Source organism: Streptomyces sp. DvalAA-43 (genome assembly GCF_900091725.1).
Taxonomy (GTDB): Bacteria; Actinomycetota; Actinomycetes; order Streptomycetales; family Streptomycetaceae; genus Streptomyces; species Streptomyces pulveraceus.
Genome location: NZ_FMBW01000015.1, coordinates 1 through 20,946, shown reverse-complemented (window position 1 = coordinate 20,946; position 20,946 = coordinate 1). Strand labels below are relative to the sequence as shown.

General features: G+C 69.7%; 25 protein-coding genes and 1 pseudogene. 17 read left to right on the top strand and 9 right to left on the bottom strand.

Features of this window, described 5'->3' with window-relative positions:
• Positions 1 to 78: 78 nt before the first annotated feature.
• The 3 genes and pseudogenes from GA0115234_RS03505 to GA0115234_RS43185 form a co-directional block, all read right to left on the bottom strand.
• Complete coding sequence (locus tag GA0115234_RS03505; RefSeq protein ID WP_093539344.1) at positions 79 to 933, bottom strand: IS5 family transposase; 855 nt, start codon at positions 931 to 933, stop codon at positions 79 to 81.
• A 61-nt stretch (positions 934 to 994) separates the two neighbouring features.
• Entirely contained in the window at positions 995 to 1,423 is a 429-nt protein-coding gene (locus tag GA0115234_RS03500) for a RacP protein (RefSeq protein WP_093539343.1), read from the bottom strand.
• A 3-nt stretch (positions 1,424 to 1,426) separates the two neighbouring features.
• Positions 1,427 to 1,513 (bottom strand): annotated as a pseudogene (locus GA0115234_RS43185) (DUF6192 family protein); the annotation flags it as partial.
• Positions 1,514 to 1,638: 125 nt separating this feature from the next.
• On the opposite strand from GA0115234_RS43185, the gene GA0115234_RS03495 reads away from it, so the two are divergent.
• Positions 1,639 to 2,121 (top strand): hypothetical protein, encoded by a 483-nt coding sequence (locus GA0115234_RS03495; RefSeq protein WP_093539342.1) that lies wholly within the window; start codon positions 1,639 to 1,641, stop codon positions 2,119 to 2,121.
• Positions 2,122 to 2,130: 9 nt separating this feature from the next.
• Here the strand turns inward: GA0115234_RS03495 and GA0115234_RS03490 are convergent, their stop codons facing one another.
• The 6 genes from GA0115234_RS03490 to GA0115234_RS03465 all read right to left on the bottom strand — a co-directional run bounded on the left by GA0115234_RS03490 (position 2,131) and on the right by GA0115234_RS03465 (position 9,287).
• A complete protein-coding gene (locus tag GA0115234_RS03490) occupies positions 2,131 to 3,066 on the bottom strand; it encodes an IS5 family transposase (RefSeq protein WP_237541060.1) in 936 nt (311 codons plus the stop codon).
• Positions 3,067 to 3,446: 380 nt separating this feature from the next.
• Positions 3,447 to 4,265, bottom strand: a complete 819-nt coding sequence (locus GA0115234_RS03485) for a DUF721 domain-containing protein (RefSeq protein ID WP_093539341.1) — start codon at positions 4,263 to 4,265, stop codon at positions 3,447 to 3,449.
• Complete coding sequence (locus tag GA0115234_RS03480) at positions 4,262 to 6,391, bottom strand: hypothetical protein (protein WP_256088588.1); 2,130 nt, start codon at positions 6,389 to 6,391, stop codon at positions 4,262 to 4,264. Before GA0115234_RS03480 ends, GA0115234_RS03485 begins: the two co-directional genes overlap by 4 nt.
• A gap of 779 nt (positions 6,392 to 7,170) precedes the next feature.
• The gene (locus tag GA0115234_RS03475) at positions 7,171 to 7,437 is read right to left on the bottom strand and encodes a helix-turn-helix domain-containing protein (RefSeq protein ID WP_093539340.1); all 267 of its coding nucleotides are present in this window, start codon (positions 7,435 to 7,437) and stop codon (positions 7,171 to 7,173) included.
• 401 nt (positions 7,438 to 7,838) lie between these two features.
• Positions 7,839 to 8,495 carry a YdcF family protein gene (locus GA0115234_RS03470; protein ID WP_093539339.1) on the bottom strand — a complete coding sequence of 219 codons (657 nt, stop codon included), beginning with the start codon at positions 8,493 to 8,495 and terminating at the stop codon, positions 7,839 to 7,841.
• Between the two features lie 6 nt (positions 8,496 to 8,501).
• Positions 8,502 to 9,287: a GntR family transcriptional regulator gene (locus GA0115234_RS03465; RefSeq protein WP_093539338.1), complete on the bottom strand. Its 786-nt coding sequence runs from the start codon at positions 9,285 to 9,287 to the stop codon at positions 8,502 to 8,504.
• A gap of 165 nt (positions 9,288 to 9,452) precedes the next feature.
• Between GA0115234_RS03465 and GA0115234_RS03460 the strand changes: the two genes are divergently transcribed.
• The 16 genes from GA0115234_RS03460 (at position 9,453) to GA0115234_RS03385 (ending at position 20,935) form a co-directional block, all read left to right on the top strand.
• Positions 9,453 to 9,836, top strand: a complete 384-nt coding sequence (locus GA0115234_RS03460) for a hypothetical protein (protein WP_093539337.1) — start codon at positions 9,453 to 9,455, stop codon at positions 9,834 to 9,836.
• A 633-nt stretch (positions 9,837 to 10,469) separates the two neighbouring features.
• On the top strand, positions 10,470 to 11,003 hold the full coding sequence (locus tag GA0115234_RS03455; protein ID WP_237541059.1) for a WhiB family transcriptional regulator: 534 nt from the start codon (positions 10,470 to 10,472) through the stop codon (positions 11,001 to 11,003).
• 28 nt (positions 11,004 to 11,031) lie between these two features.
• The gene (locus GA0115234_RS03450) at positions 11,032 to 11,304 is read left to right on the top strand and encodes a hypothetical protein (RefSeq protein WP_093539336.1); all 273 of its coding nucleotides are present in this window, start codon (positions 11,032 to 11,034) and stop codon (positions 11,302 to 11,304) included.
• Entirely contained in the window at positions 11,301 to 11,444 is a 144-nt protein-coding gene (locus tag GA0115234_RS42175; RefSeq protein ID WP_161275562.1) for a hypothetical protein, read from the top strand. Before GA0115234_RS03450 ends, GA0115234_RS42175 begins: the two co-directional genes overlap by 4 nt.
• A 151-nt stretch (positions 11,445 to 11,595) precedes the next feature.
• Positions 11,596 to 11,979: a hypothetical protein gene (locus GA0115234_RS03445; protein WP_093539335.1), complete on the top strand. Its 384-nt coding sequence runs from the start codon at positions 11,596 to 11,598 to the stop codon at positions 11,977 to 11,979.
• Between the two features lie 109 nt (positions 11,980 to 12,088).
• Positions 12,089 to 12,313, top strand: a complete 225-nt coding sequence (locus GA0115234_RS03440) for a hypothetical protein (RefSeq protein ID WP_093539334.1) — start codon at positions 12,089 to 12,091, stop codon at positions 12,311 to 12,313.
• Between the two features lie 35 nt (positions 12,314 to 12,348).
• A complete protein-coding gene (locus GA0115234_RS03435) occupies positions 12,349 to 13,605 on the top strand; it encodes a hypothetical protein (RefSeq protein ID WP_176729059.1) in 1,257 nt (418 codons plus the stop codon).
• 289 nt (positions 13,606 to 13,894) lie between these two features.
• The gene (locus tag GA0115234_RS03430; protein ID WP_093539333.1) at positions 13,895 to 14,095 is read left to right on the top strand and encodes a hypothetical protein; all 201 of its coding nucleotides are present in this window, start codon (positions 13,895 to 13,897) and stop codon (positions 14,093 to 14,095) included.
• An 89-nt stretch (positions 14,096 to 14,184) separates the two neighbouring features.
• On the top strand, positions 14,185 to 14,481 hold the full coding sequence (locus GA0115234_RS03425) for a hypothetical protein (RefSeq protein WP_237541063.1): 297 nt from the start codon (positions 14,185 to 14,187) through the stop codon (positions 14,479 to 14,481).
• Positions 14,478 to 15,143: a hypothetical protein gene (locus GA0115234_RS41765; RefSeq protein WP_141718384.1), complete on the top strand. Its 666-nt coding sequence runs from the start codon at positions 14,478 to 14,480 to the stop codon at positions 15,141 to 15,143. Before GA0115234_RS03425 ends, GA0115234_RS41765 begins: the two co-directional genes overlap by 4 nt.
• A gap of 1 nt (position 15,144) precedes the next feature.
• Positions 15,145 to 15,639, top strand: a complete 495-nt coding sequence (locus tag GA0115234_RS03415) for a hypothetical protein (RefSeq protein WP_093539331.1) — start codon at positions 15,145 to 15,147, stop codon at positions 15,637 to 15,639.
• A gap of 19 nt (positions 15,640 to 15,658) precedes the next feature.
• Positions 15,659 to 16,069, top strand: coding sequence for a hypothetical protein (locus GA0115234_RS03410; RefSeq protein WP_093539330.1), 411 nt, complete (start codon positions 15,659 to 15,661; stop codon positions 16,067 to 16,069).
• 70 nt (positions 16,070 to 16,139) lie between these two features.
• The gene (locus tag GA0115234_RS03405) at positions 16,140 to 16,658 is read left to right on the top strand and encodes a hypothetical protein (RefSeq protein ID WP_093539329.1); all 519 of its coding nucleotides are present in this window, start codon (positions 16,140 to 16,142) and stop codon (positions 16,656 to 16,658) included.
• A gap of 164 nt (positions 16,659 to 16,822) precedes the next feature.
• Entirely contained in the window at positions 16,823 to 19,378 is a 2,556-nt protein-coding gene (locus GA0115234_RS03400) for an FtsK/SpoIIIE domain-containing protein (protein WP_093539328.1), read from the top strand.
• Positions 19,379 to 19,948: 570 nt separating this feature from the next.
• On the top strand, positions 19,949 to 20,386 hold the full coding sequence (locus GA0115234_RS03390) for a DUF3307 domain-containing protein (protein ID WP_093539326.1): 438 nt from the start codon (positions 19,949 to 19,951) through the stop codon (positions 20,384 to 20,386).
• 69 nt (positions 20,387 to 20,455) lie between these two features.
• Positions 20,456 to 20,935, top strand: coding sequence for an HIT family protein (locus GA0115234_RS03385; protein ID WP_093539325.1), 480 nt, complete (start codon positions 20,456 to 20,458; stop codon positions 20,933 to 20,935).
• The last annotated feature ends 11 nt before the right edge of the window (positions 20,936 to 20,946 follow it).

The window sequence follows — 20,946 nt, the reverse complement described above, 5'->3', positions numbered from 1 at the left end:
CCGGGGGAACCTCAGAAAGTGGGCCAGGAAGCTTTCGGGGAGTGAAGGAGCCGGGGCTGACCAGCCTCGCCGTTGGGATCAGTCCCGGTTCGCTTCGCGGGAGTCGGGCTGGCCGCTTCGGCGGGATGACCGGTGGGTGATTCGCCTGGTCATCAAGGTGATCGCGGCCCAGGTGATCAACGACTCCGAGTGCTGGATCAGTCGTTCGTAGTCTCTCGCGTGGCGGCGTGCATGCATGATCCAGGCCAGGGACCGTTCGACTACCCAGCGGCGGGGCAGGACCACGAAGCCGGGAGTGTTCTTCGGCCGGCTCACCGTCTTCAACGTGAGCCCGAGATGTCTCTTTGCCCAGGTCACGAGCTGTCCGGCATAGCCGGAGTCGGCCCAGGCGATGGTGATATCAGGGTGCATGAGCCTCAGCCGGAACAGGACTTCCCTCGCTGCGTCGCGGTCGGTCATGTCGGCCGGGGTGACCATGACGAACAGCGGCAGGCCCTTGGTGTCGACCTCGAGGTGGCGCTTGCGGCCGTTGATCTTCTTCGCGCCGTCATAGCCGCGGGAGTCGCGGCCGACAGTCTCGGCGGCCTTGACCGACTGGGAGTCGATCACGGTCGCGACCGCCCCGGGGGACCTGCCCATCTCGCGGCGGATGCGTTTGCGGAGCTGGTCACGGATCTGTCCGACGACGCCGGCCGCTGCCCAGCGGGCCATGAACCCGTAACACGTGCGCCAAGGCGGGAAGTCCCGGGGAAGGGCTCGCCATTTGCAGCCGGTGTCCACGACATACCGGATCGCATCGACGATCTCGCGCCGCGGGTGCTTCTCCGGACGTCCGCCGGCGGGGGTGTCGCAGGCCGGGACGGGCAGCAGCGGCTCGATCAGCAACCACTCGTCGTCGAAGGTGTCGGAGGGGTAGAAGCGTCTGCGCGGCAACGTGACCCCTTCCGGTTCGAAACGGGGGTGGTCCCGGCCGCTTCGCGGCCGGGACCACCCATCAGGCATCGATGTAGTCGGCAATGACGTCAAGGGTCGACTCGACGGAGCTGAGCTGGGTGTTGAGGTGTTTGATCCACCTGCCCTTCGGCTGGAGGGTTGCGTGCGGGATGACGACGCCGGTGATGAACCGGCGGATCTCGGTGAGCTTTCCTCGGATGACCGCGACCTCGTATGCCTGGAGCTCGCTGGTGTCGGAACAGAACTTGTAACCGTCCGTCCGGGTCCAGATCAGGGGTGGCCAGCCCTGCTCGGCGATGATGTCGCGCAGGCAGGCCAGCCCGGACCGGGCCTGATGGGGGGAGAGTTCGCTGGATCTGACCAGCTGGGCGAAGGTCAGACCGGCGGGGCGGGCCTCGAAGAGGACGAAGCGGATGCTGTCGGCATGGCGCTGGGCGGCCGGTGATCTGCGTGCGAAAGCACGGGGCATCGTCTATTCACCTTGCAGCAGGCGGGCCAGCTCGCCGTCGACGTCGACCTTGCCGGTGTCGACCGCGGTCTCGATCCAGTCCAGCGTCGCTTCTCTGAACTAAGAAGCCGTTGTCTTTCCGGTCATGGCCGTTGAGTTTCTGCTGGTCAGGGGTGGATTCTGCGTCGGTGTGGAAGCGTGGGTGCATCCTGCTTCTTGATTGATGGGGGTTGCTGATGGCGTCGGTGCTGGGTCTGCTGGAGGCGAAGGAGTCGGCCGCGCGGGAGGCGGTCGAGCGGGCGCGAGAGGAAGCCATGAGGATCGCGGTCGTACTCGAGGAGGCCGAGCGACTGGTCGAACGGCTGGTCGTCGCCCGGGAAGCGGTGGTGGAGGTGCTGGCCGAGCCAGCCGGCCGGGGCATGGATGTGGTGGAGGAGAACGTGGTGGCCGCCGCGGTGACGGGATCACCGGTCCCCTGCCAGAGCGGGCGGCTGGCCAGGACGGTCCTCGCGCCGGACTACCAGCGGATCATCTCGGTGCTGGAGACCGAGGCCGGGGCGGGCCGGGACAGAGTGCGGGCCCGGGAACTCGCGGTGGCCCTGGGGCTGGAAACGGTGCCTGCGAAGATCGAGGGAGTGCGTTCGCGGGCGAAACGCCTGGCCGAGCGCGGGTGGATCACCGGGCATCAGTCCGGGGAGTTCAGCATCGTGACGCCGTGACGATGCGGTTCAGGCCGCCAGGGACACCGTCGTCGTGGCCGGGTGGGTGCGGCGGGCGAGGCGGCGGCTCATCAGCATGGTCATCGACCACAAGATCATGGACTCGCTGGTGGTGGGCAGCGTCTCGTAGTCGCGGGCGAGCCGACGTGAGCGCATCAGCCAGCTCAGCGTCCTCTCGACCACCCACCGCCTCGGCAGCACCACGAAACGCGGCTCGTCACTGCGCTTGACGATCTCGAGAACGACGTGGAGCTTCTCCCTGACCCAGTCGACGAGCATGCCGGTGTAGCCGCCGTCCGCCCAGATCAGACGGAGCGAGCGGTGCGAGGCCCGGGCCCGTTCCAGGAGGGGTGCCGCCGCCTCGCGGTCGCCCACGTTCGCGGCGGTGACCGCGACCACCAGCAACAGGCCGAGACAGTCCGTGATCACGTGCCGTTTGCGGCCCGGCACCTTCTTCCCGCCGTCGTATCCCCTGGTCGCGGCCGGCACCGAGCTTGCGGCCCGCACCGACTGCGAGTCGATGATGCCGGCGGTCGGCGCGGCTGTCCGCCCCTCACCGATGCGGACTCTGCCCCGCAGCCGGTCATGGAACTCCACGTCCAGGGCCTGACGGCGCCACCGGCAGAAGAACGCGTAGACCCGGTCCCACGGCGGGAAGTCTGCAGGCACCGCACGCCACTTGATCCCGTTGTCGACGACGTAGCGCACCGCGTCGAGTATCTGTCGGTGGCAGTAGCCTTCCGGCCTGCCGCCCCGACCCTCCAGCCAGGCCGGCACCGGCAGCAACGGGCGGATCACCGACCACTCCGCGTCCGTCATGTCCGAGGCGTAGTGCCGCTTCCGGCCAGGCTGGTCCGCCGCGTTCCCGTACACATGGGCGAGGCAATCGCACGACACGTCGGACGACTTGAACGATACGGGCGCGAGCGCGTACAACTGCGGCAACAGGGTCTCCTGGGCAGATCGGCAGGCTTCAACACCCCCGAACTACCAAGAGGCCCTGTCCTCATACACCGATCACCCCGAGATCACCCGATCCAGAAACCCGTTCGACCCGCATGTTCCAAGATCGGTTGAGATACGGCTTCTGAGTCTGCCGCCAGATCAAGTACTTCGGCCCAGTTGACGCGTTGATACTGCATGAGCTGGGCCCCGGCTCCACTCGTTGACCTGCCCTGCTTCAGGGTCGCGTGGCCGAGTCGGAGTTGGCTCACCCCATCGACAGTGGTCAGCAGCCGTTCCGGTACAACGACGTGCTCCTGGCCCTCGTTCTGCTCGCCCACAAGAGCGGCGTGCCCTGGAAACGGCACAACTGCCATGGCCATTCACGCCGTCCGCTCCAGGCGCTGGCGCTGCGGCTGCAACTGATGGCCGTCTTTCTCGGCTCGGGCCCGGCGCAGGGCGGCGGCCTCGGTCGCCGCGGCCTGGTGGCGGTGCTGGGCGCGGGCCTGCTCGATCGGGGCTGGTGCGTCGTTCGGCACTGCGGGCGGCTCGGGGAAGGCCCTGCGGGACAGTTCCCGCAGGGCGGCGGTCTGTCGCTCCACCGCCTGTGCGATGCCCGGATCCACCCGGGACGGCTGGGCAACCGCGCGGTGGGCTTCCAGCGCGCGCCGATAGCCCCCGCACGCCGTCTCCCTGGTCCTCGCCGGGCTGGTGGGCGCGACCGGGACCGGATCTGCCGGAGCGACGTCGGCCGGGCCCGGTGCGGGTACGGCGCCGGGCGGCAGAATCCGCAGGGAGCTCACGACGATCCGGCCCGCTGCCTTGTTGGCAGCCGCGATGACGAGGGTCTGTTCCAGGCGGGCTTTCGTCGCCCATGCCGACGACTCCGGGCACACGGTGAGCTGGCCGGGGTCCGGGTCGAAGCGGACGGCGGCGACGTGCCCGGCGAGGTCGGGAGCGATGGCCGCCCACCGTTCGCGGAGGGAGGCGCCGATGGCCGGGATCTCCCAGGCCCGGGAGGCGACCAGCGTGCCGATCGCGGTTCCCAGGCCCATCGGCTCGCGCCCGTCGCGCCGCACCATCGTGGCGGTCCGCGGCCTCTTCTTCGCCTTCTGGCCGGCGTCGTTCTTCCGGGCCGCTTCCCTCGCGGCCCGTAGCGCGACCCGGGCCAGGTCGGCCCCGGACACCTCGCCGCCCTTCATGCCTGCCCCCAGGCGGTGTGCCCGAGGACCAGGTGGTGCGTGCCTTCCAGGCGCTGTGCTTCGTTGACCAGCTGATTGCTGAACAGTCGCCTCGCGGACGGCTCGCCGTACTGGTCGATGTGGTCGAAGACGACGCTGTGGTCCTTCAACCCCCGCACCCGCCAGGCGCGGACCTGCTCGCGGGTCAGGTCTTCGAGAACGAGCTCCTGCTCCTGGTCGACGTCGTCGACCGGGACGGGCGCGGCAAGCGGACGCGGCGCGGGCAGGACGACCGGTGCCATCGGCGCGGCCGGGACGTCGTCGGCGGACTGCGCGGCCGCGGCTTCGGCACGGGTCTGAGCTGCGCCGGCCTGCCGGGCCCGGACCTGCTCCCACTCGTACGCCTTCGCCCACGCCCTGGCGGTCACGTTCTGGTGCAGCAGCTGCTCGGTTGCCGCGCGGCGCTCGGTCTCGGTGGCGTGCGGCATTGCGGCGTCGATGGCGGCCGCGACCGCACGGCGCTGATTGCGGCGGTCGGCCTGCTTCTCCGTGCAGCGCGGGCAGTCCTGTCCGGAGCCGAGCAGCATTCGGTCGTCGCACCGCACGTCGCCGCACTGCTGACGCTGGGGCAGGGCCAGGCCGATCAGCCAGCCCACCGGGTCCGTGATCGGACGGCGCAGCCGCATCTGGTTCTCCAGGTGCCGGGCGAGCCGGTCGGCGAGGACCTGCGGCGCGTCCGCGCGGCCGGCGAACCCGACCACCCTGCCCAGCTCGCTGCGGGTGGCGGCCTCCACAAGGCGGCGGGCGGCTGGACGCTTCAGCCGCGCCCATACCAGATCGACCGGGGCCAGAACGGTCCGCAGATCCTCCGGAGGCAGAGGCACCCTCCCCCGCTGCTGCCTGCCCCGACCGGCACCGGGCACCGGCCCGCAGCCGGGCTTCTTGCTGCTGATCGACGGGGACTTCTTCGGCTGTTCCCCGCGCAGCGGGCCACCGTCCTCGCGCACGCACACGCGGTCCGGCAGATCACCGGACCCGCCACGGCCTTCGCCGGAACAGCCACCAGAGAGCGAGAGAGGAGAGACGGGAGTAACCAGGTGAGAGTGATCAGTGTGAAGGGCTGCCGCAACGTCGGGCTCTGCAACGTCCGGCTCATCCGTCACAGGCACCCCGTTGACCTGCGGGTCTTCTTCAGACCCCCGTGCCTCACTTTGCACTGCCGTAACGTCGGGCTCTGAAAACACGGGGCCCGGGGCCTGCGAACGGTCCTCGCGGACAGCGCCAGCACTGGCACGGCTGTGCGCGGCAGCGACTGCCGGGATCGTCAGCCGCGTCCGGTTCGCGAGCCTGGACCCCGTCCGCAGACGCACCCGATGCACCAGGTCCCGCTCCTCCAACCGCTCCAGCACCCGCTCCGCCGCTCCCACCGAGCAGCCCAGCAGCCGGGCCAGCGTCGCCGCCGGCCGGCCACGCTTCGTGTCCACCGTGCCGCCGCACAACCGCACCCGGCCCGTCTCCCGCGCCTCCAGCACCAGCAGCAGCAGCGCCAGCCGGTCCGTCGCCGCACCACGGCCCGTGCGTGTACCGAGCAGTCCGGCCGGAGTCACCCGGCCGTCCCGGTGTGCCCAGCCCGGTGCCATCACGGCCTCCATCAGCCGCAGCAGCGTCGAGTACTCCTTCTTCTCCAAGTTCAGCGCATGCCCGACCACGTCCTGCGCCGCCCACAGCGGCAGCACCTTGCACCGGAGCCCGGCAGGCTGGTCGAACTCACCCTCCATCGTCTCGACAGAGACCAGGCCGGACCGCCGCAGGGCAGGAACGACCTCCGAGGCCGTGCGCGACTTGGACAGCCCGATCCACCGACCCAGCTCACGCGTGCGGATCTCGACCTCACCGGACTCCGACGGCGTCCGCGACGCCAGCACAATCACCGCCAGCCGCACCGGGTCCGGCACACCGTCCAGACCATCCGTATCCAGCAACGCGCGCACCGCACCCTTCAGCCGAGCACGGGCATCCTCACCCAACGCCAGCGGAGGCCCGGCCTTACGCCTCGGAGCCGGCCCGGCCTGCGCCGGAACGGACTTGTCGAAGAGGCCCTCGAACAGAGAGTCCAGGCTGGCGGCCGGTGCCGCCACGGTGCTCACCGGGCCGCCCGGCAGAGTGCGGGCACGTGAGGATGCGGACGAGAGGTAGGTGTCATGGCGGCACCGTGGTTGATGCGGGGGTTAGCCCCGCAAGCCCTGCTCTCACCGACCCTGTCCGCGCTGTTCGAGCCACCGGCGGCGGTTGTCGCGTCGGTTACACCCATGGCCAAGGATTTATGCTGCCAAAGTGAATAAATGCCCCAAAGCGCAAGCGCCTTCCTGGATGTGTAGGAAGATCGCGTGGCCCGTACCGGGGTGAAACGGACAAGGCCAAGCTGACAAGGGGCGCCGCTCTCAGGCACTATGAGAAACGACCTGCTCTCCATATAGCTGGACCGACCAGAGCCTCTCCGGGCTGGATGGCCAGATGTGTGGATGTGTCAGGTGCCGCCCCTTCATAAGAAGCGGGCGGGCGCCGATCGGGTGGGGGGAGATTTCTCCTCTCGTCTCGGTGGTGGTGAACCGTCAAACCCCTGTGGTGGGGGCCTCGCGGTTCGAGCGCGCAGCTGGTGCTGCTGCGGCTGTGGTGGCCGTGGTTAGTGGCCGGGTGTAGCGGTGTGTGAGAAGTGGCTCGATGAGCCGAAGCTCAAGACCGGGTGAAGACCGGGACTGAGCGGCCGACCTGGATGGTTAGTCCAGTCGGAGCGAAGGGCCGCGCGAGGCCGAGCGGGTGGTGAATCCGCTGAGTGGTACGCGCGGCCGGTGGCGGCTACGTCACCCCGACCCCCTCGAAACCGAAGGCGGAGTCGGCGTACCCGAATACGGCCGGGATCGTGAGGTCATCCCTCATCCGGGGCCTCCTTGATGGCGTCCGGATGCTTCGCGGCCAATCGCCGGAGGAGATGTGCGTATGCACGGCGGTTTCCGCGGTGAGGCTGGGCGAGCCCTGCCTCCCACCGTGCGATCGCAAGGCGCTTGACGCCGATGGCGTTGGCGACTTCGGTTTGCGTGAGGCCGGCAGCGAGTCGGAGTTGCTTCCGGATCTGGGGTGTGGGGAGGGTGTCCTCGTCTACCAGGGCGTCAATTCGCCTCAGCGGATCGGACATCGAAACCTCCACTGTAGGGAACCATTCTCGAAAACATACATGCCCCCGACGGTCTTCGGTAATGAGAACGAGTGTGTTGTCGTACGAGACACCGATCGACCCCGCATGGCACCCCTCCCTCCGGTGACGGCCTCTCAGCGTCTGATGTGAGAACGTGCAGGTGGAACCCCCACGTACGCCTGGATCGGAACTCCGTTGCTCCCGCTTGGCGGGAAGCCGGTTCGAGAACCGTCCCGCCACACGGGAATCTGAAGTCGAACGCCCGTCAGGGGGCGTCGGGCGAAGGTCAATCCACGGGGCACTGGCCGCCTCTCAGCACGGGCGGGTGGTCATTTAAGCAAGCGTCCATCTCTGCCGGGACGATTCTCTACGGCTTGTTGGAATTGGCAGCTAACGGGATTTCAGGGGCAGGCTGCCATCAGGCGGCTAGTGAAGCCGGCACTGCACAGGCGCTCGTATGCGCGCAATACGTCATCTGGAACCGTCTGGCTGATCATGAAGCCTTGCTTCGGGTACAGCAGCAGGCGCTGCAGGGCGCCAACCAACATGTCAATCACCAGCTTGGAATCCTGGATCTGACATACGTACGCCTTGAAGGTCGTCGGCGCAGAAGCGCTGACGACTGAAATCTCAGGCCATAGGAGTCTGGTGGTGGCGTATGCCCGTCGCTCCTCGTACGGCTTACTGACAAGCAGCACGGAGGAGACGGGAAGCCCCAATTCTTCGAGGAAAGCCTTGGTGAACTGAATGTTCTCGCCGGTGTTGCGAGCCCGTGTCTCCACGCGGATTGCCGAGGCTGGTACGCCCAACTCGATGGCACGTTCGCGGTAGTGCACCGCTTCTCCGCGAGGCATGCGAGCCTTCGTGGTGCGGCTCGTGGCGCCAGTGAAGATGATCAATGGGGCCATCTCGGCCAAATAGAGTGCCGCGGTGGCATCAGCCACGCCGAGATCGTGGCTGCCCAGGCCGACCGCGACGGAGCACGGTCGGACCTCGTGGTACATCTGGTGGTAGTCCCATAGAAGCTGAGCGTCTGCCCAGGATTGCGTCGCGATCACTGCTGATCAGTCCCCGTCCTTTGCAGAATCTGGAACCTGGAAGTCGTATTCCCAGGCAAAACGAGACGCTGCGTGGATGCCGATAGCGAACTCAACCGCCGTGTCATCCGCGGTGTAGGTGGTCCGGTGCAACTCGACCACGGGCTCACCCGCTGGCAGCTGCAGCAATTTTCCCTCGTCGTGGGTCGGGGATCGCGCGAAGATTGCTTCCCGCATGTGATCGATTTCGTACCCAGCGTCGTACAACACTCGGTACCCGCCACCGCGGCCAGCCGGCCCAGGTGTGGGATCAACCAACCGGGTGCCCTCGACGTGCTCAGGCCTGTAATAGCTGGTCAGCGTGTGGGTGGGCTGGTCGCCCTCCTTCACCAGCCGTGCGCGTGCATAGACGATGGTCCCAACAGGAACGCCGAGGCCAGCTGCCACTGTTGCGGATGCCTCGATCTGGCTGATGGTCTGGGTTTGTTCTCCGCGTCGGTACGCGCGTCCCGAAGCGACGCGGTCAGCGATGAAGGCCACTTCGTCACCATCCCGCCACTTGACCTTGTCGTAGCGGCTGATGCCGAGCCGCTTCAAAGGTGAGGGCGACCGCACCACGGTCCCGTGACCGCGTGACGAGGTGACGAGCCCCTCGGCCTCCAAAGCTTTGTAAGCCGCGTGCACCGTCGACTTTGAGCCCTCGCCAGCTTCAACGAGATCGCGGATGTGTGGCAGCTGCTGCCCAGGGGCGTACTCGCCGTTTCTGATCCGGGCAGCCAGCCGATCCGCGAGCTCTCGCCATTTTGGTGTCATGCCGGACTCCTCTCCACAGGATCAGTCAACCACAGTCCCAGGACTGTTGACAGTCCCAGGACTGCGATTGCAGAGTTCTATCGCAACGGCGCGCAGTCCTAGGACAGCGGATCGTTTGGGTATTCGTGCTGCCTGTCGGCCCCGACATTGCGAGGAGCTCCATCCATGAACATCACCTTCCGCCCCTCTGCCAGCCTCGCCACCGAGACCTTCGACGCTGAGACCCTCCAGCTGCTGGACTCGATCGAGGTGGAGCTGCCGGATTTCGGTGACATCGACCTCGACGCAGCGTTCGGCACGCCGCTCGAGATGTACGAGGCCGACGAGCTGCCGCACGAGCGGTGGGCGGGCATCGACATGGCCGTCACGCTGGGCGCCCTCAAGGACCGCTACGCCCGTATGGACGCCGCCCGCGATATTGCCGCGGACGACCCGACCATCGCCCGACGGGTCCGTGAGCGCCTGATCGACGTGCTCCTCCCCTACGCCACGCAGCTGCGCACCGCGCCGTCGGCCACCGTCACGAAGCCCCTGCCGCTCGCGGCCTAGCTCCAGCCGGACCCTCGGTCCCTACCACCGCACAGACCGACCCATCGTCGGCGGGCCACGCCAGTAGCGAGCCCAGAGACGAGAGCAGGCGGAACCGCCCGGAGGAAAGCCCGCAGGGGTGAGTACGAAGGAAGCGGCCGTTGTTTGAGAACTCCACAGCGCATCCATCACCGCAGTACCGGCCGTGACCACACCGGCCGGAGGGGGTGGAGACCCGTCGCGAGGCGCCATAACCACTGGTGGTGGCAGTCCACGCGCAGACCGCCGGGCGCAGCGTCAGCTGCGACCAGGAAGCAGTAAACGGCCAGGTTACTGGCGGTCATGCGGAGGGTGGACACCCTCGCGACGCTAAAGAACGCCGCGGCCAACCTTCACCGCCCATACCCGTCCGGACGGATCTCCCGGACGGCTCGCGGTCCGCGTCTCTACGAGATCTGGCCCCGCACCGGGGCCGCGCAACGACTTCGCAGCCCCGCGCTGCCCAGACGCTCACCGCCCGCTCTCGGGCGTCCGGTGAGCGGTGGAGAGCGCGGTGGACACCCGCTCTACCAACGACGAACCCCCAGGCGGGCATGCCTGGGGGCCGTCTTCGCAGCTCACCCTCTCTCGAAGGGCAACATGCGCATGCACAGGATGACATCCACTCAGGCCCGGCACACACGCCGGGCTGTACTCCAGGCCGCGGTCGATGCCAGCAACCGCTGTTACGGCATCGCCCCGGACCTGTTCAGCCGAGCCGACGGCGAGCCCCAGATCACCTGGCAGGCGCGCCGTGCCGAGGCGATCCGGTTCTGCACCGGCTGCCCGGTCCGCGCCGCGTGTGAGGAACTCGCGCTCCGCGCCGGTGACGGCAACACGCGTGTCGATGACATGGTGCGTGGCGGTCGCTCCGGTACGGAGCTCGCCGCCGCCCGCACCGCCCAGGCCGAGCGCCTGACCGCCGCAGCGGCTGCGGACCGCGACACCGAGGGCCGCCAGCTCGACGTCCTGACCGTCAAACTCCGCACCCAGGCGAGCACGTCCCCCGACGGCCGTTGTAGCGGAGGCCGCATTCACCAGGACGCGAACCGGGCCGAGCAGAACCGTCGGATCCGTGTCCTCGCCGACCAGGTCCGGCAGATCCGTACCGCCCGCCGCGCGCGGGCCGGGTGGGGGGTGGCGGCATGAACACCACCCTCACCCCCCCCGCGCAGGAGTGGCCGACGAGGTCGGCCGTGAGATCGGCCGCGAGGACGACCGCAGCGGAAACGGCAGCGGCTACGAGCGAGACGAGACCGACACCTCCTTCCGCCAACTCGTCAGCCGTCTCGTTGTCGACGGCGACGACCGGGCCCGGGCGGCCAGCCGCTGCGCCCGCCGGACCTACGCCGACATGGTCCCCGGCGCGTACGACCGCCAGCCGGTCCTTCACATGACCACGGGCATCGTCTTCGAGGCGAGCAAGCAGGCCAGGGGGTACGCCGCATGAGCGCCATCGAGGACCAGCAGGCGGCAGCGGCCGCTGCCGCCGAGGCCGCGGCCGCGGCCAAGGCCGAGGAAGCCCGCCAGCAGGCCGAAGAAGCCCTTCAACGGCACGCCCAGTCGGTGCTCGGACTCAACGGCAAGTGAGCGCCCCGCGCCGCCCGTGACACGGGAAGGGCCACGAAATCATTGCCCTTCCCGTGCTCTTTTCCCCAGCCGGCTGCCCGCCCTACGGGCAGCCGGCCTTTCGCGAAACCCCACTCCGGGCACAGACCCGACCCGACTGGGGGAGACACACATGCACGCGCACACCCCCGACGCCGTCACGGTCGTCGCGCCGGTCACCTACCGGTGCGACGACTACGTCCTCTACCGCGACCCCGAGAAATTCTGGACGGGCAAGCCCGGCCACACGGTGGTCTGCCGGGTCGACGCGACCATCCCCTTCGCCAGCGGCGAGACCCGCTACACCCTGGCCCGCCTGGACAGCACCGGCGGCCTGATCAAGCTGGCCCGCTCCCTGTACATGCGGCTGCTGCCGCCGGCGGACGCGATGCACGACATCGACACCGCCCCGCTCGACGCCAGTACGGGCGCGGCCGACATGGCCCCGGCCGCCATCGCCTGGCTCACCGCGCGGACCGCGACCGCGTCCCGGCGCCCGGAGCTTCCCCGCGGCTGACGGCCTGCCGGTTGCCTGATCCTGCCCGCCCCGACCGTCAAATCCTGGCGGCCGGGGCGGGCGGTGACGGGGAGCCCGGACGACCACGACCTGGAAAGGCACCGACCTGATGCTCAAGAACTTTCGCACCAGCCTGCGCCACGCACGCCTGATGCGCGCCGCTGACTCCCTGATCTTCGGACAGGACACCGAAGCGCTCGCTGCCGGCGACCTGATCGCCCTCGCCTTCGGCCGATACCAGCTCCGCATCGACGAAGGCGAAGCCGTCGACTACCTCAACGCCGGACTCGTCCGCCGCGGACACACCCGGCGCCTGACCGCTCCGAACGCCTGACCACCCGAATCCCTCACCAGAAGGAGCAGTGAGTAATGGAGCACGTGCAGGAACGGACACTGACCACCGGTCAGGGGGTGATTCTGGGGGCTGCTGCCGTTCCGATGCTTGTCGTCGGCGGTATCGGGGCCGTGGGCACCTACACCAACATCAAGTCTCAGTTCTCCGAGTCCGCGACCGCGCTCGGAGTCGTTGCGGCCGGTGAGGGAGCCACCCTCGTCCTGGCCCTCGTCATGGTCGGGGTGACCCTGCTCGGCCAGTCCTCGCCTCGCGCGGTGCGGATCGGTCTGTGGGTCTTCCCGATGGGCGCATCCGTTACCGGCGCGGTCGTCGCGTCGGGCCTGAAGGAGTCCGTTGTCTACGCGATCACCCCTATGGCGATGTGCGCGGCCGCGGAGGGCCTGGGCTTCCTCGCCCGACGGATCGTGGTCTACCGGACCCGCGTCGACATGGAGGCGCAGCGCCGCAACGCGAAGACGATGCAGAAGATTGCTGTGTCCCGGGCGTTGGCCGCGAACCATCCGTGGAAGTGGGCCCGGAAGAGTGCCGAGCTCAGGTCGTGGCGGCTGGCCCGCAGGGTCGGTGTCGGTGATGACGGGCTCGGGGCCGGCCTGGTGACGGTTCAGCGGGACCGGATGACGCAGGGCGCGGACACCGCGCTGGCTGCCATGTTCGCGCCGGCCGTCACACCGGCCCTTGCCGCGTCCGTCACGCCCGCCCTCGAACTGGGGGCACCCGTCGCCCCGTTCGGCACGCCGTCCGTGACGGATGAGTCGGACCGTCACGCCACCGGCACGGCCCGGCCCGGGCCCGTCACGGACACCGTCACGCAGGTCAGCGTGGAAACGGACAGCGATCCGTCACGGGCCGCCGAAACCGGCACGGGCCCGGACCGTGACACCGTCACGGCCACCGTCACGGACCGCGTGACGGAAACCGGCACGGACCAGACCGACACGGGTTCGAAGCGGGCCGTGACGCTGGAGGACGTCGCGGCCGTCGCGGGTGTCCCGACTCCCGTCACGGGCGAGCGCCTGACCGACGCGCAGCTCGCGGTCGTGCTGCGCCACCTGCGCTACCGGGAGGACCCGCCTCTGTCCTACCGCCAGGCCACGGCGGCCTTCCGCTCCGCCGGGTACGTCGGCAGCGAGGAACGGATCCGCCGGATCTGGGGCGAGCTCATGTCGGGCGAGGAGACGGACACACCGGCCACGGAGCCGGACTCCGACCAGGCCTCGGACCACGAGAGCGCGGACGAGGAGGACGAGGAGGAGACCAGCCCCCGGCCCTGACCCACACCTCCGGCACCACCAGTGATGGCCAGCCCGGCACCCCCGCCGGACTGGCCTTCGCTGCGACTGCCGGAATCAGTACCACGCAGTCGACGGACGGCAGCAGACCCGGTTGAGCAGACCCGGCGAGCGATCCCGGCGAGCGGAACCACCACTCCGCAGACCCGGACGAGCAGACCCGGCGAGTACCCCCGGCGGAGCCCCGCCCGAAGCCGCTCCCGGCCCGCTTTCCACGGCCCGGCCAGGAGCGGCCCCATACCCCCAACACCACATCAGGAGTGGAATCACCATGTCCTTTTTCGGCCTGGTCGGCAACGACCAGAAGCTCGCACAGCAGTACCGCGACCGCGAGTCCGCGAGTGACAAGGCGGCCCGTAAGCGCCGCGAGGGCCACCACCGCAACACGCGGGCGGCGGACCAGCAGGGCCAGGAGTGGGAAGACGCCGAGCGTTCCCGGCAGCACCGCGGCGGCTGGCGGCGCTCCCGCTGACCAGCCCGCACCACACCCCACCCACACATTCGCGCAGGGCCGCACCGACACCCGGTGCGGCCCTGCGGCCTCATTCCTCTGGAGCGCTTGTGCTGTTCGCCTGCCTGCATATCCGCCGTCCGCGCCGCCTGAACCACCTGCGGCGCCTCGCCGAGACCCCGCTCACCGCCACCCGACTGCCCGGCCCGCTCCTCCCCGCCCCGCATCCCGCCACGGTGCCGCCGCAGCTGCCCGACGGGTTCCAGCCCACCACCCCCGCCTCTGCCCCCGAGCCCACCGGACCGGCCGCCGCGGACCCGGACGAGCTGCAGGTGCGGGCCTGGCTCCACCAGTACGGCCGCCCCGACACCACCACCAGCAACGACGCGATGGAGGCCCGGCAATGACCGGCACCCCCGACAGCGGGCAGCCGATCGAGCCGACCACCGTCGAGCTGTCCGGCGAGCGCACCGACAGAGGCGCAACGCCCCCTCCGCCGCCCCCGCCTTCGGACCCTCCCACCCCACCGCCCCCGCCGGGCCCCCCGGCCGCCGGGCCGGAGCCGTTCCTGCCGCCGCCCCGCCGCAGCTCCCCGCCTCCGGCCGGTCCGCCCGCCACACCGCCGCCTCCGCCGTCCAGCGGGGCGCCGGGGCTGCCCGAGCCCCACGACTGGTGGCACGTCGGCGGAGGCAGCGGTGGAGTGACGACGGCCCCGGCCCCGGTATACGTGGCGGCTCCGCCGGTCACCTACGTGACGAACAACCACTACTACCCCGCCGCCCAGGAGCCTGCGGCCCGGTTCAGCCTGGCCCGGCTGCGCCCGGTGTGGAACGGCACCGCCGCCTTCGCCGGACTGCTCCTGGTACCCGTCACCGGCCACCTGAGCGCCGACCTGTACGGAGTCGTCTACGCCGCGGCCGCCGTCGCTGCGGTCGGCGAGCTGGGCGCCCGCATGAAGCACCGGCGCAGCAGCTGGCCGGTGCGCCTGCTGTCCTGGCACGTCGCCGAGATCAGCTTCATGACCCCGGCCGGCATCCACGCCCTCACCTACATCTTCACAGGGGTCTGAGATGACCAGCGCTCAGCTCTCTTACGGCGGCCTGGGCCTGGCGGTCGCCGTCCTCGTCCTGACCACCGTGCGCTGGTGGAGGCGCGGCCATCAGACGCCCGGCGCCGCCGCGCTGAGCGGCGGCCTGCTGATCGGGCTGCTCAGCGCCCTGTGCTCCGGTGGTCTGCTCGGCTTCGCCGCCCGCTACCTGACCATCGAGGCCACCAACCCGCTCGGCAACAAGCTGACCGGCACCGGCGACTTGTTCGCCCCGGCCGCCCCGGCCGGGATGACCGCGGGCGGCGGCGTGGCCACCACGCTCCTGCTCGTCGTCACCGTCCTGGCCTGGCGCTGCTGCGACGCCCAGCTGCGCCGTCAGATCACGGCCGGTGCCGTCTCCGGCTCGGCCTTCGGCCTGGCCGGCGGCATTTCCGGCCTGGCCGCCGTGGTGCTCGTGCCCCCGGTCAACGCCTTCGGTGACCAGATCCTCAGTCAGGTCGCGGCCGCCTACCAATAGCCCTCGCCAGGAGTCCACCGTGAACTTGCCCGTGCCGGCCGGAGCGCTGCTCGCCGGCCTCGCCTTTCCGTATCTGATCTGCGCGGTTTGTGTCATGACCCGGCCCGGGGCCACTAACCGGGCAGTCCGCCTGCTGCGGAACGTGCCGGGGCTCGGCCTGCTCGCCCTCGCCGCCGCCGTCGGGTGGCCGCACCTGGCCGACACCGTGCCGGTGCCGGTCGAACTCGCAGTCGGTGCCGCCTGCTACCTGCTGACCGTGTCCGTCAGCTGCTGGTGCCTGCCGCCGGAGCCCAGCCCGGCCCGCCGTGCAGCGCACGCCCGGCTCACCACCCTGTGGGCCGTAGCGGTCCTCGGCGCGGGCCTGACAGCCGTCGTCGCCACCCTCGCCGCCGTCGCTGGCCCGCTTGCGCGGCTGGCCGTGGGTCAGTGAGCGCCCCGTCGCCCGGCCCGTCCCGCACCGAAACCACCACGCCGTTTCACTTTCACATCGGAGGCTATCCATGCTCAACGTGCCCGCGACCTCGCTGACCGCCGGCGGCCTGGCCATCGGTCTCGCCATCCCGGTGCACTTCGCCTCGCACTGGATCAAGGCCAACTTCAAGTCCAAGAAGAAGGACTGGAAGACCCTCATCCCCTTCGCCGGCGGTGTCGCCTACGGCGGCATGGCCTCCATGTGCACTGGTGGTCTGATCGCCTTCGGCGCCGGGCTGATCACCTGGTTCGGTAACGGCGCCGGGTCGCTGGCCCTGTGGGGGATCACCGGCGGGGACGCCACCCGGGCCGTCCGCGCCACCCCGGTCGAGCTGACCGCCGACGGCAACATCGTCCTCTTCCTCCTGACCGTCGTCGTCTTCGGCCTGTGGAAGGCCATCAAGTCCGACGAGAAGAAGCTCGCCAAGCGCGGCATCGTCGCCGGTGTCCTGCTCGGCCTGTCCGCCGTCCTCGGCGGCGCGGTCGCCGTCAGCGTGATCCCCGCCGTCAACAGCTTCGGCGCGCAGCTCCTCGGCCGCGTCGGCTGACCCCCCCTTTTTTTGTTGCCGTCCCGGCGCCATCGGTCGCTCGCACCCACCCGTACCGCCCTTTTCCGCCCCGGTGGCCAGGGGCGGACCGGTGTGTGCGGACGGCCGTCACCGCCCGGCCCCCAGCCCACCTGCCTGTCCATCCATGCTCTTGGAGGAGCACCGTGACGACCCATCTGCCCGACCGGATCATCGTGGATGCCGAGTTCATCGACGATGACGAGCCGACCACTTCCCCGCCCGAGACCGAGGCCGGTGCGAGCAGGCCCGGCCTGGCCGCCCGTACCGCCACCTTCCTCAGCGCGGCAGCCCTCCGTGAGACCACCGCCGTCCGCACGGGCCTGCGCATCCTCGTGACCGAACGCGCGGGGTGGTTCAACAGCGACGGCACCCTGGTCACCGACGCCCACGTCCGCGCCGACCTCCTCAACGACCGGTACGCCACCTGGCAGCAAGAGGTGGCCCGCGAGGCGCAGCGCCTGACCGAGAAGGCCGAGGCGCTGGAGAAGTCGGCCGACGAGAGGCTGGCCGAGGGCAGTGCCGCCGACGCCGACCCGGGCGACCACAAGCGCGCCGGAACCGACGCCGAGAAGCTTCGCTCCGAAGCCGCTGCCTGGCGCGAGCGTGTCCGGCAGATCGAGGTCCAGTCCTACACCGGGCACCGCGAGCCCACCGCCGCCGAGCTCGCCGGTCATCGCAAGCGGATGGCCAACCGCCGCCGGTGGAAGTCCATCGCGATCGGCTTGGCCGCCGGATGGGGCATGGTCCAGGCCGGCGGGCCCACCCTCCTGGGCGGCATCATGACCGGGCTGATGGCCATCGGCTGGGCGAAAGGCCGGTTCACCACCTGGCGCGCAGCCCCACCGGAGGTCCCCCAGCTCGACTACGCCGCCCCCGCCGCACCAACCACCACCACGGCGTCTGCCGCCGGGGGCTCCCCCGGACCGGCCCCCTTCATCCCCGGCCAGGCCCGGGCCACCGGGGCAGCCGGACCGGTGTTCACCAAGCCCACGGCCCCGGCCGCGCCCGGCTTCACCGCCTCCTGGACACCGGCCGACGCCCCCACACCCGCCCCGGCCGCCTCGTCCGCCTCGTCCGGGCCGGGTGAGGGGGAGCTGGACTGCGAGGAGACCGACCAGCTCACCGAGGCGATGCTCGCCGCCGGAGCGATCAGCGACGGCACCCTCCGCCTCGCCCGGCCCGACTCGATCACCCGTGTGCCCGGCGGGTGGCTCGCGCATGTCGTGCTGCCCAGCGGTGACGGGGTGACCGTGGAGACGGTCCTGCCCAAGCTCGGCCAGGTCGCCGGGGAGATGGGCCTGGACCGCGCGAGATTCTTCATGGACCCGGTCCACGCCTCGGCAGGCGGCAACGCCAAAACGATCGCCGTCGCGGCCTTCCAGGAAGACCCGTTCACCACGCCGCAGGCCTCCCCCCTGACCAGCATGGAGGCCGTCGACGTCTGGGAGCACGGCATCCCGGTCGCGTTCGACGCCTTCGGCGCTCTGGTCAACCTGGCCCTCAAGGACACCAGCCTGGCACTCGGCGGCGCCTCCCGCTCCGGCAAGGGCGCGGCCCTGCGCGGCATCATCGCCGGCGCCCTGCTGGACCTGAGGGTCAACCTGCGCCTCGTCGACGGCAAGGCCCCCGGGCAGGACCGCTGGAGAAACCTCGCCGCGACCTTCGTCGACGAACCCGGCACCAAGGGCGCCAAACGCACCCGGGCCCTGCTGGAGGCCCTGGTCGCCGATCTGGAGCGCCGGGCCGCGATCCTCAAGCGGTACGGGATGGAACAGATCGACGACCCCGACCTGATCGCCGAGCTCGGCGGGCTGGAGCTCGTGGTCATCGACGAGGCCGCCGCCATCACCGGCGACAAGAAGCACGGCGCGGCGATCAAGGAGGCGCTCTCCTCGCTGGCGGCCCGGGGCCTGGCGTTCGGTATCGTGCTCGTCGTCGCCACCCAGGTCGTCACCAAGGGCAACGACGGCGTCCTGCCCCGCCTGGTCACCGGCAACATTGTCTGGAAATGGGCGATGCGGGTGACCGAGACCACCGAGTCCAACATGGCACTCTCCCAGGGCGCGGCGAAGGCCGGCTGGGACGCCTCCACCCTCGACCCCGCGATCCGGGGCATGGGCATCCTGCTCGCCGACCGCTACCGCCGCATCCGCTCCCTCTGGCTCGACGGCACCGACCTGCTCAAGGTGATCGACACCATCACCCGCACCCGCACCGCAGCCGGACGGCTGCGCGGCCAGTGGGCCGACCCGATCGAAGCCGCGATGCGCAATCTGAGCACCCCGCCGCCCGGACACACCGCACCGCAACCAGCTCCCCCAGCCGACCCGGGCGAGGAGTCCGGCGAGGACCTGGACGACGAACTCAACCCCGACACCGAGGACTGGGAAGACGACACCGAAACCGAGGACGGAGCCGAGAACGACAAGTTCGTCTCCGTCGACGGCGTACCCATCCTGCTGCTGCGCGCACACAGGACGGTCCTCGCCGCCGGCGGCCGGATCCACACCGGACCGCTCGCCCAGGCACTCGGCTACGAGGACTCACGGACGCTCGGCATCGCCCTCAACACCCTCCTGCGGGAAGTGGACGTCGAGCGCCCGGCAGGCGGCCAGCTCCGCGTCCCCGGCACCGAGAAGCCCGGCCTCGGCTACTACGCCGAGACCCTGGCCACCGCCATCGACAGATACCGAGGGTGACCATCGCACCCCAGACAACCCCTACAGCGGCATCCCAGACACCCTGTCTGGGATGCCGCCCCCGTATGGGGTCCTGACCTGCATGTATGGGTTGTCTGGGATCAGGAAAGCCCCCCGAAACCCCACCTGGAAGGCCCCAGACAACCGCCCACCAGGACCCACCCCCAACAACCCCGACAACCCATACATCTTCACGCACCGTCACACCTGCGCGAGAGGCGAACACCTCGACCTGGTCGCCCACAACACCGCTGCGAGCACTCCCCTCTGACCAGCCCGCGGGCGGACCGTCGTGCACGGCCCGCCCGGCCACCCGCTCCCTCTTCGAGATCAGGAGAAACCCAGCATGACGCATCGCCCCGCCACCTTCGCCGCCCTCCTCGGACTGGCCCGTGCCGGTAGCAAACTCGGCGACTACCCGCTTAACGCGGCGAAAGCCGTGTCCACCTTCCTTGGTGTCTCGCTGCCGAGGGGAAGCCGACGCTCGCTGTCTGTTCGAGGTGCCACGCGTGCGTCTCGGTTGGCAGGCGTCAATATTGCGACTCGGAGTGCCCTCCTGGGGGTGACGGCATGACGTCGGCAACCGTGTTCGCTGCGGTCTTCGCGGTGCTGTTTGCGTCCCATGTGTGGGCGGATCACTGCTGGCAAACAGACAGTTGGGCAGCGGCTAAGGGCCGGCCGGAGTCCGAGGACAACGGGCCGACCGTCGCCGAGTCGTGGCGGGCCCTGCTCGCCCACATCACCGTGTATCACCTGGTCATGGCCGTGATGCTGGCCGTGACAGCGGCTCTGCTCGACCTGCCAATCAGCTGGGCAGGAGCTGCGGCGGGGATCGCGTTCTCGGCCGTCAGCCATGGGTTCTGGGACCGACGCTGGCCGGTGAAGGCGTGGATGGTCTTGACCGGAAGCAGCGAGTTCGCGAAGAACCCGCAGGGCCGATACTCCGTCGACCAGGCCCAACACGTCTTCTGCCTCTGGGTCTCGGCCCTGCTGATCACCTTGGTGTGACATCAGCGCTTGCTCGTCCCGCCGGAGCTGGACTGTGCCCCCTTGATCGCCGGAGCATAGGTTTCTTCCATGACGAGCGAATGGCGAACAGACCGGATCGGAAGCGCTCTGCGGGGGGAGAACCCTGCGGTGCTGAGGCGGTTGGAGGCAGGGTTCGCGGTGATCGGAGACGTTCAGTTCTTGCCGGGCTACTCGGTGCTCTTGGTGGACGACCCCCGTGTGGAGAGGCTGTCCGAGCTTCCGAAGGCGAAGAGGTTGGCGTTCCTGTCCGATATGGACGTGCTCGGTGAAGCCGTTGAGCATGCCTGTCGGCGCCTTGACCCAGCATTTCGCCGGGTGAATTTGGAGATCCTTGGCAACACCGACGGATTCCTGCACGCCCATGTGTGGCCGCGCTTCGAGTGGGAACCGACCGACCTGGTGCACCTGCCAGTCTGGCTCTATCCCCGTGAGAACTGGGCAGATGAGCGATATGCCCTGGATGCTCGCCATGATGCCTTGCGGGAAGAGATCAGCAGAGAACTCAATCGACTGACCGCAGTGGTCTGACTACGAGCATG

Excerpts from the sequence above, each read along its gene's own strand:
- GA0115234_RS03500 (WP_093539343.1), bottom strand. The coding sequence starts at position 1,423 with ATGCCCCGTGCTTTCGCACGCAGATCACCGGCCGCCCAGCGCCATGCC.
- GA0115234_RS03495 (WP_093539342.1), top strand. The coding sequence starts at position 1,639 with ATGGCGTCGGTGCTGGGTCTGCTGGAGGCGAAGGAGTCGGCCGCGCGG.
- GA0115234_RS03485 (WP_093539341.1), bottom strand. The coding sequence starts at position 4,265 with ATGAAGGGCGGCGAGGTGTCCGGGGCCGACCTGGCCCGGGTCGCGCTA.
- GA0115234_RS03475 (WP_093539340.1), bottom strand. The coding sequence starts at position 7,437 with ATGTCCGATCCGCTGAGGCGAATTGACGCCCTGGTAGACGAGGACACC.
- GA0115234_RS03465 (WP_093539338.1), bottom strand. The coding sequence starts at position 9,287 with ATGACACCAAAATGGCGAGAGCTCGCGGATCGGCTGGCTGCCCGGATC.
- GA0115234_RS03460 (WP_093539337.1), top strand. The coding sequence starts at position 9,453 with ATGAACATCACCTTCCGCCCCTCTGCCAGCCTCGCCACCGAGACCTTC.
- GA0115234_RS03455 (WP_237541059.1), top strand. The coding sequence starts at position 10,470 with ATGACATCCACTCAGGCCCGGCACACACGCCGGGCTGTACTCCAGGCC.
- GA0115234_RS42175 (WP_161275562.1), top strand. The coding sequence starts at position 11,301 with ATGAGCGCCATCGAGGACCAGCAGGCGGCAGCGGCCGCTGCCGCCGAG.
- GA0115234_RS03445 (WP_093539335.1), top strand. The coding sequence starts at position 11,596 with ATGCACGCGCACACCCCCGACGCCGTCACGGTCGTCGCGCCGGTCACC.
- GA0115234_RS03440 (WP_093539334.1), top strand. The coding sequence starts at position 12,089 with ATGCTCAAGAACTTTCGCACCAGCCTGCGCCACGCACGCCTGATGCGC.
- GA0115234_RS03435 (WP_176729059.1), top strand. The coding sequence starts at position 12,349 with ATGGAGCACGTGCAGGAACGGACACTGACCACCGGTCAGGGGGTGATT.
- GA0115234_RS03430 (WP_093539333.1), top strand. The coding sequence starts at position 13,895 with ATGTCCTTTTTCGGCCTGGTCGGCAACGACCAGAAGCTCGCACAGCAG.
- GA0115234_RS41765 (WP_141718384.1), top strand. The coding sequence starts at position 14,478 with ATGACCGGCACCCCCGACAGCGGGCAGCCGATCGAGCCGACCACCGTC.
- GA0115234_RS03415 (WP_093539331.1), top strand. The coding sequence starts at position 15,145 with ATGACCAGCGCTCAGCTCTCTTACGGCGGCCTGGGCCTGGCGGTCGCC.
- GA0115234_RS03405 (WP_093539329.1), top strand. The coding sequence starts at position 16,140 with ATGCTCAACGTGCCCGCGACCTCGCTGACCGCCGGCGGCCTGGCCATC.
- GA0115234_RS03390 (WP_093539326.1), top strand. The coding sequence starts at position 19,949 with ATGACGTCGGCAACCGTGTTCGCTGCGGTCTTCGCGGTGCTGTTTGCG.
- GA0115234_RS03385 (WP_093539325.1), top strand. The coding sequence starts at position 20,456 with ATGACGAGCGAATGGCGAACAGACCGGATCGGAAGCGCTCTGCGGGGG.